This window comes from Pseudomonas mohnii, from assembly GCF_900105115.1.
In the GTDB taxonomy this organism is placed as follows: Bacteria; Pseudomonadota; Gammaproteobacteria; order Pseudomonadales; family Pseudomonadaceae; genus Aquipseudomonas; species Aquipseudomonas mohnii.
The window spans coordinates 865,763-879,482 of record NZ_FNRV01000001.1; the positions used below are offsets into that span (position 1 = coordinate 865,763).

Annotated in this window: 13 protein-coding genes; 7 read left to right on the forward strand and 6 right to left on the reverse strand. The window is 57.3% G+C overall.

Features of this window, described 5'->3' with window-relative positions; genetic code table 11:
• Positions 1–112: 112 nt before the first annotated feature.
• Complete coding sequence (arsA, locus tag BLV61_RS03860) at positions 113–1,969, forward strand: arsenical pump-driving ATPase (protein WP_279627437.1); 1,857 nt, start codon at positions 113–115, stop codon at positions 1,967–1,969.
• A 261-nt stretch (positions 1,970–2,230) separates the two neighbouring features.
• Here the strand turns inward: arsA and BLV61_RS03865 are convergent, their stop codons facing one another.
• Positions 2,231–2,461 carry a hypothetical protein gene (locus tag BLV61_RS03865; RefSeq protein WP_047538824.1) on the reverse strand — a complete coding sequence of 77 codons (231 nt, stop codon included), beginning with the start codon at positions 2,459–2,461 and terminating at the stop codon, positions 2,231–2,233.
• A gap of 175 nt (positions 2,462–2,636) precedes the next feature.
• On the opposite strand from BLV61_RS03865, the gene BLV61_RS03870 reads away from it, so the two are divergent.
• Entirely contained in the window at positions 2,637–4,298 is a 1,662-nt protein-coding gene (locus BLV61_RS03870; protein WP_047530234.1) for a SulP family inorganic anion transporter, read from the forward strand.
• 21 nt (positions 4,299–4,319) lie between these two features.
• Here the strand turns inward: BLV61_RS03870 and BLV61_RS03875 are convergent, their stop codons facing one another.
• Complete coding sequence (locus BLV61_RS03875) at positions 4,320–4,508, reverse strand: ribbon-helix-helix protein, CopG family (protein WP_047530236.1); 189 nt, start codon at positions 4,506–4,508, stop codon at positions 4,320–4,322.
• Between the two features lie 383 nt (positions 4,509–4,891).
• Between BLV61_RS03875 and BLV61_RS03880 the strand changes: the two genes are divergently transcribed.
• From BLV61_RS03880 to BLV61_RS03900, 5 genes are all read left to right on the forward strand, one after another.
• Positions 4,892–5,323, forward strand: a complete 432-nt coding sequence (locus BLV61_RS03880; protein WP_090462644.1) for a hypothetical protein — start codon at positions 4,892–4,894, stop codon at positions 5,321–5,323.
• Positions 5,324–5,635, forward strand: coding sequence for a hypothetical protein (locus tag BLV61_RS03885; RefSeq protein ID WP_208604199.1), 312 nt, complete (start codon positions 5,324–5,326; stop codon positions 5,633–5,635). It abuts the gene before it with no gap.
• Between the two features lie 207 nt (positions 5,636–5,842).
• Entirely contained in the window at positions 5,843–6,298 is a 456-nt protein-coding gene (locus BLV61_RS03890) for a VOC family protein (protein ID WP_090462647.1), read from the forward strand.
• Positions 6,299–6,393: 95 nt separating this feature from the next.
• Entirely contained in the window at positions 6,394–7,527 is a 1,134-nt protein-coding gene (locus BLV61_RS03895) for an aminotransferase class V-fold PLP-dependent enzyme (RefSeq protein WP_090462650.1), read from the forward strand.
• A 287-nt stretch (positions 7,528–7,814) separates the two neighbouring features.
• The gene (locus BLV61_RS03900) at positions 7,815–9,029 is read left to right on the forward strand and encodes an aldose 1-epimerase family protein (RefSeq protein WP_090462652.1); all 1,215 of its coding nucleotides are present in this window, start codon (positions 7,815–7,817) and stop codon (positions 9,027–9,029) included.
• 188 nt (positions 9,030–9,217) lie between these two features.
• On the opposite strand, the gene BLV61_RS03905 is transcribed toward BLV61_RS03900, so the two are convergent.
• The 4 genes from BLV61_RS03905 to BLV61_RS03920 all read right to left on the reverse strand — a co-directional run bounded on the left by BLV61_RS03905 (position 9,218) and on the right by BLV61_RS03920 (position 13,523).
• Complete coding sequence (locus BLV61_RS03905; RefSeq protein WP_047530246.1) at positions 9,218–9,934, reverse strand: class I SAM-dependent methyltransferase; 717 nt, start codon at positions 9,932–9,934, stop codon at positions 9,218–9,220.
• Between the two features lie 661 nt (positions 9,935–10,595).
• Positions 10,596–11,621 (reverse strand): sensor histidine kinase, encoded by a 1,026-nt coding sequence (locus BLV61_RS03910; protein ID WP_090462655.1) that lies wholly within the window; start codon positions 11,619–11,621, stop codon positions 10,596–10,598.
• Between the two features lie 10 nt (positions 11,622–11,631).
• Positions 11,632–13,092, reverse strand: a complete 1,461-nt coding sequence (locus BLV61_RS03915) for an ATPase domain-containing protein (RefSeq protein WP_047530250.1) — start codon at positions 13,090–13,092, stop codon at positions 11,632–11,634.
• Positions 13,089–13,523, reverse strand: a complete 435-nt coding sequence (locus BLV61_RS03920; RefSeq protein ID WP_047530251.1) for a hypothetical protein — start codon at positions 13,521–13,523, stop codon at positions 13,089–13,091. The genes BLV61_RS03915 and BLV61_RS03920 overlap by 4 nt, the downstream gene beginning before the upstream one ends.
• Positions 13,524–13,720: the final 197 nt, after the last annotated feature.

The window sequence follows — 13,720 nt, forward strand, 5'->3', positions numbered from 1 at the left end:
CGAGCAGCCCCAAGGCGCACAAGCCGGCGGATTCTGGCGTGACCGTAGGCAACGACGCAAGGTGTTGTAGCTTTCAGGAAGTGAGTTGTAGGGCGCTTCAACAAGCCCCTGAATGTTCCGCCTGGCTCATAAGACAATGTTTTTAATCCCGGGCATCGGTCTAAACTCAGATCCCCCGTCGTGCTCCCCAGGAGAGGTCAGAGTGACCATGCAGCCAACCATCAAACTGCTCGATCAGCCCACCAAATATGTGTTCTTCACCGGCAAGGGCGGGGTTGGCAAAACGTCGGTCTCCACGGCGGTGTCCATCGCGCTGGCTGACGCAGGCAAGAAAGTGCTTCTGGTCAGCACGGACGCCGCCTCGAACCTTGATGAGATGCTCGGCATCGAGCTGAGCAATCAGCCTGTCCCGGTGCCGGACGTGCCCGGCATGTTCGTGCTCAACATTGACCCTGCAACCGCAGCCACCGACTACCGAGCCAGAGTGGTCGAGCAAATGGGCTCGCAAGCCAGCGATCAAGACATTGCACTGGTGCGTGAGCAACTCTCGGGGGCCTGCACGACCGAAATCGCAACCTTCGATGAGTTCTCCCACCTCTTGGCGCAAGGCGGCGCAGCCTATGACCATGTCGTGTTCGATACCGCTCCCACGGGACACACGCTCAGGTTGTTGAGCCTGCCCAAAGCGTGGAGCGGATTTCTGGAAGGCAATGATCGTGGGGCGTCCTGTCTGGGGCCGCACTCGGGTTTGAAAATGCAGGAGCAGCTTTTCAATCAGGCTTTGGCTGCACTCAATAACCCTGCCCTGACCACCGTCGTGCTCGTGGCCCGGCCCGATAAAGGCGCGCTCGCCGAAGCAGCGCGCTCCTCCGACGAACTTCGTGAGTTGGGTCTGGAAAATCAGCGTCTGGTCGTGAACGCCGTGTTCAAACGCAGCGACTTGAATGACCCGATTGCTGCCGCCATCGAGGCCATTGGCCAACAGGCGCTCGACGAGATGCCCGCTTCGCTGCGCCCGCTGGCCGTCGACTACATTCCGCTCAAGGCCGTGGATTCCGTTGGCTTGCCCGCGCTGCGCGGGCTGCTTGACCCGCAGCCTGCCCGGTCAACAGGCCCGGCATCCCAAGCGCCATCACACCTCGAATATCACGGGCTCTCGGAACTGGTTGCCGAGCTTGCCAAGGACGAGCGCGGGTTGATCATGGTCATGGGCAAAGGTGGCGTTGGCAAAACCACCATTGCCGCCGCCATCGCGCTAGGCCTGGTCCAGCGCGGCAAATCCGTGCATTTGAGTACGACCGATCCTGCGGCGCATCTGGCGGTGACCCTCAACGCCGATGTGCAGGGACTCAGCGTAGGCCGCATCGACCCCAAGGTCGAAACTCAAAAATACGTGGACAAGATCGTAGCGTCCCGCGCGCCGACCTTGACGGAAGATGAGACAGCGTTGCTCATTGAGGATCTGCGCTCTCCCTGCACCGAAGAGGTTGCCGTTTTCCATGCGTTTTCACGCGTGGTATCTCAAGCCAGAACCTCGTTCGTGGTGCTGGACACTGCCCCCACCGGTCACTCGCTACTGCTGATGGATGCCACTGGCGCCTATCACCGCCAGATGGTTCGGGCGTTCGAAGGCAAGGCCTCGGACCACATCGTCACGCCCTTGATGCGCCTGCAGGATGCGCACTACAGCAAAATCATCCTCGTGACGCTGCCCGAAGCCACGCCCGTGTCTCAGGCCGCAGCGCTGCAGGATGACTTGCGCCGGGCCAACATCGAACCCTTTGCGTGGGTGGTCAACAAGTCGCTACTGGCCACGGACACCCAAGACCCGTTGTTGCGAGCACGACTGGAGAGCGAGCGCAAACAGATGGCGCGCGTCGCCGACCAAACCCGGCATGCAGTCATCGTTGTGCCCTGGACGGCAGAGCCGCCTGTGGGGGTCGCGGCGCTCACGCGCCTGCTGGATTGAAGCGCCAATATCGGCTCGACACCTTGCCTCTATTGGAAGCAAGGCCGTGCTAAAAAAACTGCCATCGCGCTCAGCCCCTGAACCATTCGAAAGCCGAGGCCCGGCGGCAAGCCGAGGTGGCAGGTCGCGGCAGGATGTCTTTTATGCAGCACACACAGATAAACAGGCTGGGGCAGGTTCGACCTGCCTGTACCGATCACCCATGGATGAACGCTGGCTGATCACGTCGAGGGTCACCATCGCCAAGGCGTCATCCAAAGGTCAGATATGGATTTCAGCGGTCTTGAGGCCCAAGTCTCGAAGTTCGGCGATCAAGTCATCCAGATGCCCGAAAGACTCGACCTCTTCATTGTCATCAACCAAAAAATAACTCCTCCCGGCGTCCTTCTTGAAGAATACGATCCACTCCTTGGGATTGGTCGGATTTGCGATCAAGTGGGTGTCAAAGGTTACGCCTTCGGCATGTTTGCTTTTCACAGCTTTGCGATTCATGTCTGTCACCACGCTACGCGCTTTCTCAAAATTCTCTATGTGCAGTGTATGCCTGCTCAGATCCGTCTGAGCTTTCACCGTCAACATATCCAGCCGCAAGAAGCAGTGGCTCCACGGTATTTAAATTATCACTGCATGTTAATATTATGCACATGCATCCACTGAGGAGCTAGCCGTGATTGCGATAGGTGAGGCATGGAAGGCGGGGTTGTTGGGTCGAAAGCACTGGCTCCGCAACCTGGTGTCTGGCGTGATAGTCGGGATCGTGGCGCTCCCCCTGGCCATGGCGTTTGCCATTGCCTCTGGCGTCAAGCCTGAGCAAGGCATCTACACCGCAATCATTGGCGGCCTGCTGGTTTCGCTCTTTGGGGGGAGCCGCTTACAGATTGCAGGGCCAACAGGTGCGTTCATCGTGATTCTGGCGGGCGTCACGGCCAAGCATGGGGTCGACGGCCTGCAAATCGCTACGATGATGGCGGGCGCCATGCTGTTATTGCTCGGGGTCGCCCGGCTGGGTGCAATCATCAAGTTTATCCCCGATCCCGTGATCGTCGGATTCACCGCCGGCATCGGCGTGATCATCTGGATCGGGCAGTGGAAAGACTTTTTCGGCTTACCGGCGATCAGTGGAGAGCACTTCCATGAAAAGCTCTGGCATTTGCTACAGGCGCTCCCGGATCTTCATATGGCCACGACCCTGCTGGCTGCACTCAGTCTTTTGCTGGTCGTCACCGCGTCGAAAATTCCCGGTCTCAAACGGGTGCCTGGCCCGCTAGTCGCAATGACGGTAGCTACGGCGATACAGTCAGCCTTTCATTTCGAGGGAGTGGCCACGATTGGCAGCGCATTTGGTGGCATACCTCAAGGTCTTCCAGCGTTAAGCCTGCCTGAAATCACGCTCTCTCGCGTCATCGATTTGATTGGTCCGGCTTTCACTATCGCCATGCTTGGAGCAATCGAATCGCTTCTGTCTGCAATGGTGGCCGATGGCATGGCGGGCACTAAGCATGACTCCAATCAGGAACTGATCGGTCAGGGGATTGCCAATCTGGTCACGCCGTTGTTTGGCGGCTTCGCAGCGACCGGAGCCATTGCCCGTACTGCCACCAATATCCGTAACGGCGGCACAAGCCCGCTGGCCGGCATTACGCACGCGGTCACCCTGGTGTTCATTATTCTGTTTCTGGCACCTCTGGCTGCAAACATCCCGATGTGCGCCCTGGCCGCCATTCTTTTCGTGGTCGCGTACAACATGAGCGAGTTGAAACATTTCAAGCGCATGGTTCAGCGAGCCCCACGCGCAGACGTGTCTATTCTGCTCATCACCTTCAGCCTCACAGTGTTCAGTGACTTGGTGATCGCCGTAAATATCGGTGTCATTCTTGCCATGCTGCATTTCATGCGTCGCATGGCTTCATCCGTGGAGGTACAACAGGTCGTCGAGCACGAGCTTGAAGAAGAGCTGAGAACCAATGGCCATGCGCACTTGCCCCCAGGGATACTGATTTACACGATTGAAGGGCCACTGTTCTTTGCTGCGGCCGAGACCTTCGAGCGAGTGCTGGCACAGACCCATACAGACCCACGCCTGTTGATTATCCGTCTGAAACGCGTGCCGTTTATGGATATCACGGGCTTGCAAGTACTGGAGGAAGTCATTCAGCAGCTGCACAAGCGCAATATCGTGGTAAAGCTCTGCGAGGCGAATACGAAGGTGCTCGGCAAGCTCGACAGGGTGGGCATCCTGCAAGAAATTGGCCCGGAGCATTACCACGCCGACTTCAACAGCGCGCTGGCCAAAGCTGTCAGTCACGTAGAGGGTACGTCGACCCTCTAGAGGCTAACGGCCAGTGTTGGGTCATGACTTGGTACTGACGGCATGCTTGCTCTTGGTCGTATAGCTGGCGCCGTGAGTGGCCAGATAGTCACGAATCAGTTGCCGGACAACCTGCGAAGACGTCAGGTCTTGTGCTGCACAGAGTTCCTCGAACGCTTTTTTCTTGACGGGATCAATGAGCACAGTGAGGCGCGCAGTCTTGCTTTCCATGGGGTATTCAATCGCTCGAGTCGCTGGATGTTAATCAAATTGTAATTGCCTTGTTCTGTGCTGTCACTGTACTGGCAGCCTGTTGCCTGGCACCTCGACGTTACTCACAGGAAAAGACCGGGCTGTCAGGGCCGTTTGCTGCCCGTCGCGAGAGGCAGAAAACGCCCCTTGGCTGACGGTCAGCCAGAAGCGAAGCGGACGTTCATGAGAATCGGCCTGTGTCCCGTCCTGAATATGGCCTTGATGTCAGCGATCGAAGGGAGGTCGCGATTGACCATCCATCCCCTTGTTCTCTTGTCTATCCGTTTACTGATGTGGATCAGATGCCCCACCCTGCCGGCTCCTATTCTCGAATTGACCCCTCGGTGTCGAGATGAACCCAAATGAACAAATCAAGCCTGATCAGCCGGTGCTTGTTGGCAGGCATCATCCTGCTGGCCACCAGTTTCGCGCTACCGGCCAATGCCGGGCCCCACGGCGGTGGACATGGCGGTCATGGCGGGGATGCCGGATGGTGGGGCCTGGGCATTGGTTTGGGCCTGGGCTGGCAAGCTGCGCACGTCTTCAACCCGTATTACTACCCCGCCTACCCGGTTTATTACTATCCGGCCCCGCCGGTGTACTACTACCAGGCCAGCCCACCACCAGTGATGGTTGCCCCACCTCCCGGGGCTGCGGCTTCAGCGCCACCCGCCCCTCCACCCGCCGCCAACTGGTATTACTGCGATTCCGCCCGAGGCTACTACCCGAATGTGCGCCAGTGCCCCGAAGGGTGGCGCATGATTCCAGCAGTCCCGCCTGGGCCGATACACTGAGTGATTGATCCGGTATGCCGCCTGTGGGCGTCGCGGCGTTCACGCGTCTGCTGGTTTCTCAAAGGTGATTTTTCAGGCCCGGTACACATCCATGGCCAGGACATGCCCGGCCTGGCGGAACTGAAAGCCGCCAAGCCCGGACAAATCAAGATCGACTACAGCGACATTGAAGGCGGCGCCCAATTGCTCTTCAAGACCTCCGATCCAGCCTTGATAGCGGCGCTCCACCATTGGTTTGACGCCCAGCTTTCCGACCATGGCAAGGACACGATGGAGGGCGACGCACATCATGGCGAGATGATGAACAGGTGAGGGATGAATTGCGGGTAGCAATCGGCCAGAAGCGGACAGTCACTTGATTCGCCTCCAGCGATGGACAGCCCCTCGGTGACCTCAGTTTGAACGCTGGTGTATCGCCGGATTGGCGCACTTCTACATCAACAATACAGCTTCATGAAATCCATCGAACTCTGAGCGGGTCCGGCTTACCATGGACGTCGGTTCAACAGGAAGGCTGCAATGGATCTGAAGTTCAGTCACGTAGATGTACTGGTCAATAATCTCGAAGAGGCCTGTGCTTACTACGCACAGATACTCAATGCCAGGATCTCCAAAACGCTCGTTTGGGAACGAGATGGTCTGCACGTGCGCTACGCGATTGCGCTGATCGGTCAAGAGCGTTTCATGTTGGTACAGCCATTGGCGGGGAACCTGAGGGAGCTATTGGACGCCTCGGGAGAAGGGATGATTTATCGCCACTGCTATTCGACGCCGGACATCGAGAAGGCCTACGACGAACTGGTGGTCGCCGGTGTTCAGCCAGAAGACGAAAACGGAAAGCCATTGGCCCGTGCGAACCTGCAATCCCCGTCCGGGACACGCATTATCTGGTTGCCCAAGCGCTTCGGACACTTCTCTATCGAAATCCTGGAAGACAAGGCTTTAGAGGCATTTGTAGAAGCTGCATTTTCCTGAGTGAGAAGTCGCCATTCAATCCCGAGCAATCTTGTCATTTGCCAGGGCTTAGGGCAGGGTCGATACCACTGATATCTCTGCCAAAGGAGTCATCCATGTCAAAGCTCTATCCCAGTATCGATCCCGAGGGGCTGGTCGAGTACTCAGTGGTCTATACCGACCGCTCGCTCAACCACATGTCGCAGTCATTTCAAGGCGTGATGAAGAACATTTCCAGGACCCTGAAACAGGTCTACAACGCCCAGGCTGTTGCGGTGGTCCCGGGCAGCGGCACGTTCGGCATGGAGGCGGTGGCGCGACAGTTTGCCACCGGCCAGCAATGCCTGGTGATACGCAACGGCTGGTTCAGTTATCGCTGGAGCCAGATCCTGGAGATGGGCAACATCCCGGCGGCCACCACAGTGCTGAAAGCCCGACCGGTCGACACGGGTCGCCAGGCTGCCTATGCCCCACCCCCTCTGGACGAAGTGCTGGCAGCCATTGAGACGCAGAAGCCGCAGATTGTCTTCGCCCCCCACGTTGAAACCTCATCAGGGATTATCCTGCCAGACGACTATCTGCGGGCCGTCGGCGACGCCGTGCATGCGGTGGGTGGCCTGTTCGTGCTGGACTGCATCGCCTCAGGCACGCTTTGGGTTGATATGCACAAATGCGCAGTCGACCTGCTGATCAGCGCACCGCAGAAAGGCTGGAGCGCCTCCCCTTGCTGCGCCCTGGTGATGTTCAGTTCCTTAGCCCTCGAGCGCATCGAACAGACGCAGAGCAGCAGCTTCGCCTGCGACCTGAAAAAGTGGCTTCAGATCATGCAGGCCTACGAACAGGGCGGACATGCCTACCATGCGACCATGCCCAGCGATTCCCTCGCGCGATTTAACGAAGTGATGAAAGAGACGCAAGCCTACGGTTTCGACAAGGTCCGCGGCGAACAACAGGCGCTGGGCGATCGGGTGCGCGCCATGTTGACCGGCAAAGGCATCAAAAGCGTGGCCGCAGCCGGCTTTCAGGCCCCTGGCGTAGTGGTGAGCTACACCGATGATGCCGACATCAAGAGCGGCAAGAAATTTGCCGACCACGGCCTACAGATCGCTGCCGGAGTGCCGTTGCAATGCGACGAGCCGGCCGACTTCCAGACCTTCCGCATCGGTCTGTTCGGGCTCGAGAAGCTGCACAATATCGAGCGCACGGTCAGCACCCTCGAGCAGGCACTGGACGAGGTGATGGTTCACTAAGCCCTCATCTTGCCCGCAGCACATACCGAACGTGTGAACGGCAGGAAGGCATCTGCCCTGGGCACTGCCGGCCCAGGGCGCTGATCTTCAACGAATATGACGCTGGTCGCCCGGACGTCATGTTTGGAACCATGAGGGAAAGCGCTTGCTCGCCATGGCATCGACTCAATTTTCCGATTCGTCCCAAATCTTTCTTGTCGTTTGCCGATGTTCTGTTGATTTTTAAGCTTGCTGAAACGTTTCATCACGTCTATAAAAATGGCACAACTCCAAGAAAGGCTGCTGCCATGATTCCGCTTAAACTCTTTGTTGCCCTCAGCGCACTGTCCGCTGCCTCCCACGCCATGGCCTGGGATTACGTTCTGCTCGACACCGACAAAGCCGCCCAGAACTGGCAGATCACCAGCCAGCAACTCGGCGTACAAACCGACAAACCCTTCAGTGTCACCCTGCGCACCTTGCACGGCGGTCGGCAGGAGGGCGTCAGCATCGTCGATATCGATAATGGCACGATGAAACTCTCGGTAGTGCCGACTCGCGGAATGAACGTCTTGCAGGCCTCGGTCGGCAATGTGCGCATGGGCTGGGATTCGCCGGTCAAGGAAGTGGTCAATCCGTCCTTTATCGAACTCAATGGCCGCGGTGGTCTGGGCTGGCTGGAAGGTTTCAATGAGCTGGTCACCCGCTGCGGATACGAATGGGTCGGCCACCCCGGCGTCGACAACGGCGAATTGCTGACCCTGCACGGTCGGGCCGCCAACATTCCTGCGAGCACAGTCACCCTGCACATCGATGAAAAACCACCGTACGCCATCACCCTGCGCGGCGAACTGAAAGAGCAGGCGTTCAAGAAGGTCGACTTCTCCGTCGCGACCGAACTGGTCACCGAACCCGGCAGCGTCGTGTTCGCCCTCAACGACACCCTGACCAACAACGGTGACTATCCGAAGGAATACCAGGCGCTGTATCACAGTAACTTCAGCACCCCGTTCCTGGAACAGGGCGCTCGTTTCGCCGCGCCAGTGAAACAGGTGTCGCCGTTCAACGACAAGGCCAAGGGCGATCTGCCCGACTGGCAAACCTACCGCGCACCGACCAAGGACTACGACGAAACGGTTTACAACGTGGTGCCGTATGGCGATGCCAAGGGCGATACGTTAACCGTGTTGCATAACCAGGCCGGCAGCCTGGGTGTTTCGGTCGGTTTCAACACTCAGACACTGCCCGTGTTTTCCCTATGGAAAAACACCGATACCCAAGGCCAGGGCTATGTCACGGGGCTGGAGCCAGGGACAAGTTTTTCCTACAACCGCCGTTATCAGCGGCCACTGGACTTGGTGCCGACGATTGGGCCGAAGGAACACAAGCAATTCCGCATCAGCTACAGCTTATTGGCGGATAAGGCGGCGGTGGATAAGGCCTTGAAGCAGGTGAGCGAGATTCAGGGTGGGCGGGAGACTGAGGTGCGGCAGACGCCGTTGGTTGATCTGACCAAGGGGTGACTCCGGCTGGATCATTGAAAAAGGGGGATAGATTTTATTTCTGTAAAATAAATCCGTCCCCTTTTTCCGTTCAGCAAGTCGTCGCCAAGATGCCGGAGGACGCGATGGAAGGCGACGCACATCATGGCGACTCGATGAACAGGTGAGGGATGAATGGATTGGCCAGAAACCGCCTCTCCCATTGCTGTTCAGACTGTTTTACACGTCAACCAGGCACCCCAGAACAGGCTGCTGAAAAAACGGGTAGCGTCCCCGAAACCCGCGTCATGTAACAGCTTCTGAACCGCCGCCTCAGAATGTGGAGGGTCAGCGCCTTGAAGAATTTTACCCAGCTTGACTTTCACTTCGTCCGGGCTAGCTCCGTGCTGCCGCCAGCGTTGCCCCCAGGCAGCGAGGAGTAACGGCTGGCTGGCATAGGCATATTGATTGCCGGCGACAATCAGCGGAGCTCCCGGTTTCAGACGAGACCGAATGGATCGTAAAATTTGTTCTTTGGCATCATCCCCATCGAGATGATGGAGTACACCGATCAAAGTGGCTGCGTCGTAGGACTCATCAGCCGCCAAGTCTTCAACGTGCCCAAGATGCAGGTCCGTTCTTTCAAGCACGTTGTTCACGGCTAACTGCTGTTTCGCGGTTTCAAGCATCGGCCCAGATGGATCAACGGCGGTGAAGCGCCAGCCCGGCTCAAGCGCGGCCATCGCGATGATCTCCTGCGCCGTACCGCCAGCACCGACTACCAGTATTTTTGCCGAGCCCATATTGCCAAGGCTTGCCGCGAGCATGCACGCCGCCAAGTCCTGACAGGCGTCATAACCTGCCAGTGCGATACGGCTCTGTCGTCCGTACTCATTGGCCCGTGTGTTATCAAACTTTTCAGCTGAGTTGAGTAGTAATGATTTCAAGGCGGTTCTCCATGTCCTTGAATCAACTTAGGTCATAAAAAGCGATAATAAAAATTCATTAATTTTATATATTGGATTCCTGTTGGGAATACAGAACTCGGTCGCTTCTTTGTGGCCAGGGATCCCGATGGCTACGCGATCACCTTTCATACGGCGCGGACCTGATCGCCCTTCGCGTTCAGCGGGTAATCCTGCCATGCGGGTCTGCTGCGAAGTACGAGAACGAACATTTGCAACAGACCGCTTTTTGGCCGACTCCCGCCTTTCGTGACCGGCAGAGGTCGGCCAACAGGAGTCATTTGTAGCTGGGAACATTCAACTGAGGGAGCCAGGTGGTTTCGATCAACGTGTTACAGGACTGAGCCAATCGACCACCGAGATGACTGTCGCGATCCATATGATACAAAGACATAAGTGTAGAACGATGAAGGGGTTTTCTTTCATGGCAAAATTGTTAGGCTCAAATGGCTGATCAATCAGGCTCTCAATCAGGCTCTCAATCAAAGCGCCTTACCTTCGCGATGAGCTCTACCCATTAAGTTCCCGGGACAGCCCTTGCTCTGCAACCACAGAAGTAAACTTGCAAAAAACTGTGAAATTGAGTCTCCAAATGCCAAACCTCCAGTTTTTCGGTTCTCAGCCAGATGGCGCCAATCAGAAGTTAATGGCTGACCAACGGTAACGTCACCACAAACTCGCTCCCCTTGCCATCTCCGGCGCTTTGGCCGGTGACTGTGCCGCCATGGGCCTCGATCAACTCTCGAACCACCGTCAGACCAATGCCCAGACCTGCCCCGTTAAACCCCACCGCGTGGACGTCTTGCACAAAGGGCTCAAAGATGAACGGCAGTGCCTTGGCGGTAATACCGATGCCGGTATCGCGAATGTTTATGACCAACACACCGTCTTCGGCAGTGACTGAAAGGCTGACAGCGCCGCCCGCCGGGGTGTACTTGGCGGCATTGCCCAGCAAGTTGCCGAGAATCTGAGTCAGCCGCACAGGATCGCCGTTCACCATCAACGCGCAGTCAGGCAGTTCTGCGCTGAAATGCAACTGGTGAGCAATCATGACGGGGGCACAGATGTCTATCGACTCATGAATGATCTGCGTCATATCGACAAGGCTGCAATCGAGATGAAACTTGCCGGTGCTGGCGCGGGCAACGTCGAGTAAATCCTCCACCAATCGAGACATGTGCTGCACCTGACCTTCGATCAGCTTCTGCATGCGCGGCAACTCCTCACTGGGCACCCGCACCAGTCGACCGGCAATCATGCTGATGGGCGTCAGGGGATTGCGCAGCTCGTGGGCCACCACCGTCAGGACTTTGCGTTGCTGTTCCAGCGCCAGTTCAGCAGCCGCTTGCAAGTGTTGCGCGCTGAGCGCGGCGATCACCAATTGCTCATTGGCTTCGCGCATTTCCAGGTACAGCCGTTGCTCTTCCTGTGTGCGCTTTGGTGTTTCCGCATCGGACTGCGCCAACAGGATCGCCAGCACCAATTGCTGATTGGCCTCGATCAGTTGCTCGACCTGCTGGTTATCGGCGAGCAGGGTGTTGGCGTCGTTCAGCTCTTTATGCAGCGCCGCAAGCACTGCGCGCGCCTCGACGGTCTTCTGGCCAAGCAGGAACAGTTCACGAGCGGCGGTGGCCAGCGCTTGCTCGTTCTTGCCATTGGCCTCATTCATGATGGTTTATTCACCTGTCATCTTTGCCCAAATGCCGTCTGGTAGGTCGTCCGCCGAGCAGGCCTTCCTGGTCCGACAGCATTTCACCAATCTGTAATCCGTGATCGTCGATCCGGTACAGGCGCAGTTCATCCGAATGAGCGCTCGCCCGTACTTTGACGACGGCCATGATGCGCAACAGACGGCTTTCCACCTCAATATAGCGCTGGACAATGATGGCGTCGGTGAGAAAGGCCGTGCCGTAAGGACTGAAACGCAGATCGGTATAACGATCTTCCAGCTCCGACGTCATCAGCACACTGACGCCGACGCTGGTCAGGGCAGTGACCATACGCGACAGCGATTCGCGGAAATCTTCGCGGAACGTCGGTGCCAGGGCCAGCTCGAACCCCGACAACGAATCGATGACCACGCGGGTCGCTTTCAACCGGCTAATTTCGCTCAACAGCAAATGCACGATTTCATCAATGGACAAATCAGGGGTACGGCTATCCACGAGGCCGACCTGACCGTTATTAATCAACGTAGCGAGGGTAGCGTTCTGCGAGTGATTAGGCCGTTGCTCGAACACCGCGATCACGCCGGTTTCGCCATTGCGCGCACCTTCCGCAAGGAAGGAGGACGCCAAAATGCTTTTACCCGACCCCGACGGCCCGGCCACCAGCAATGAGTACCCCCGAGGCAGACCGCCACCCAGCATCTCGTCGAGCTGCGGCACGCCCATTTTCAGGCGCTGGAGCGGATATTCCAGCGGCGCTTCAACAGGGCTGAGTACAGCCGGCGCAAAAATCTTGATGCCAGAGGTGGCGATGCGGAAGGTGTGCAACCCGGGCAGGGTCGGCTGGCCGCGCATCTTCATGATTTCCATCTTGCGCACCATGGAGTTGCGCTGAACACTCTGGCGCAGCCAGATCAGGCCATCGGCCACGGTGAAAATCGGGTTGGTGTCGGTTTCGTTGAAGTATTCGCCGATCAGGAAGGTTGTTGCCTGCCAAGTGGTCATCAACATGCCCAACTGCTGAACGAACTGCGGCAGATTGTTGTTGGGGTTGTCCTGGGTCTGGCTGGCCAGCACCACCGAACGGAACGAGTCGACAAACACCAGCGCCGGTGAATGCGTCTCTACCTCGTTGACGATCCGGCGCAGCACTTCGTCCAGATCGCCCGCCAGCGTGTCGTCCGCCAGGTTGATATAGCGGACCGAGTGGTTGATCGCTTCGCTGTCGAAAAAATCGAACTGTTGCTGATAACGCAGCATCTTCAGCGGCGGTTCACCCAACACCGTAAAGAACAGCGCCGGACGCTCGGGCGTCGCCAGGGCAAACATCATTTGATGTGCCAGGGTGGTCTTGCCGCAGCCAGGCGGGCCGGCAATCAGGTTGAACGAAAATTCCGGCAAACCTCCGCCCAGCACCTCGTCCAAACCTGGCACACCGGTGGCCAGGCGGTTGATAGTCACTTTGGTGCTCATGGCGAATTTTCCTGCGAGGGGGTGTCACTCAAAGAAGGTTCCCACACATCACGAAGCAATCGTGCGGTGAGCGAGGGCCCGATCAGCGTGGTCAGCAGCTCGTAGAAAGTAGTCAACAATACTTCACCGAAAAACAGTGCATCGGTTTCGCTTTGTTCAACGAGTACTGACTTGAGGGCATTCAGATCCAGCGCAGCCTGCACACTGTCATAGGTGTCGGCCAACCGTGGATGTACGGAGACGCACAGATGGAGACTGCGGCGGTATAGCGCGACAACCCCTTGCTGGCCGATGATTGGCGTAAGGGCCGCGTTCATATCCTGCAAAGTGGAAACGATCGCCTGAGCGATCCTTGCAGTGTCAACATTAGGACCAACACGGTGCGCCAGAGAAGCTACGATCTGACGGCTCTCTTCGCTTAGCGTGGACATGACTGACTAATATCTGATGGACAGGGCTTGATGGTACACCCTATAGCCAACTATGGAGCCCTAATCGGACGCTGCATCGCAATTGCTGTCAATTACGATGGCGGAATGCGTTTTTTTTCAAACAGTTTGAGCGTCCGCTTGGGTCGATTGCAGCCCTTCAGCCTCAACGCGAAAATTTCCTTACATTGACCTGGCAC

Bases quoted from the DNA above. Each gene is read 5' to 3' on its own strand.
- BLV61_RS03875 (WP_047530236.1), bottom strand. From the start codon at position 4,508: ATGGAAAGCAAGACTGCGCGCCTCACTGTGCTCATTGATCCCGTCAAG.
- BLV61_RS03890 (WP_090462647.1), top strand. From the start codon at position 5,843: ATGGATCTGAAGTTCAGTCACGTAGATGTACTGGTCAATAATCTCGAA.
- BLV61_RS03865 (WP_047538824.1), bottom strand. From the start codon at position 2,461: ATGAATCGCAAAGCTGTGAAAAGCAAACATGCCGAAGGCGTAACCTTT.
- arsA (WP_279627437.1), top strand. From the start codon at position 113: ATGTTCCGCCTGGCTCATAAGACAATGTTTTTAATCCCGGGCATCGGT.
- BLV61_RS03895 (WP_090462650.1), top strand. From the start codon at position 6,394: ATGTCAAAGCTCTATCCCAGTATCGATCCCGAGGGGCTGGTCGAGTAC.
- BLV61_RS03880 (WP_090462644.1), top strand. From the start codon at position 4,892: ATGAACAAATCAAGCCTGATCAGCCGGTGCTTGTTGGCAGGCATCATC.
- BLV61_RS03910 (WP_090462655.1), bottom strand. From the start codon at position 11,621: ATGAATGAGGCCAATGGCAAGAACGAGCAAGCGCTGGCCACCGCCGCT.
- BLV61_RS03900 (WP_090462652.1), top strand. From the start codon at position 7,815: ATGATTCCGCTTAAACTCTTTGTTGCCCTCAGCGCACTGTCCGCTGCC.
- BLV61_RS03915 (WP_047530250.1), bottom strand. From the start codon at position 13,092: ATGAGCACCAAAGTGACTATCAACCGCCTGGCCACCGGTGTGCCAGGT.
- BLV61_RS03920 (WP_047530251.1), bottom strand. From the start codon at position 13,523: ATGTCCACGCTAAGCGAAGAGAGCCGTCAGATCGTAGCTTCTCTGGCG.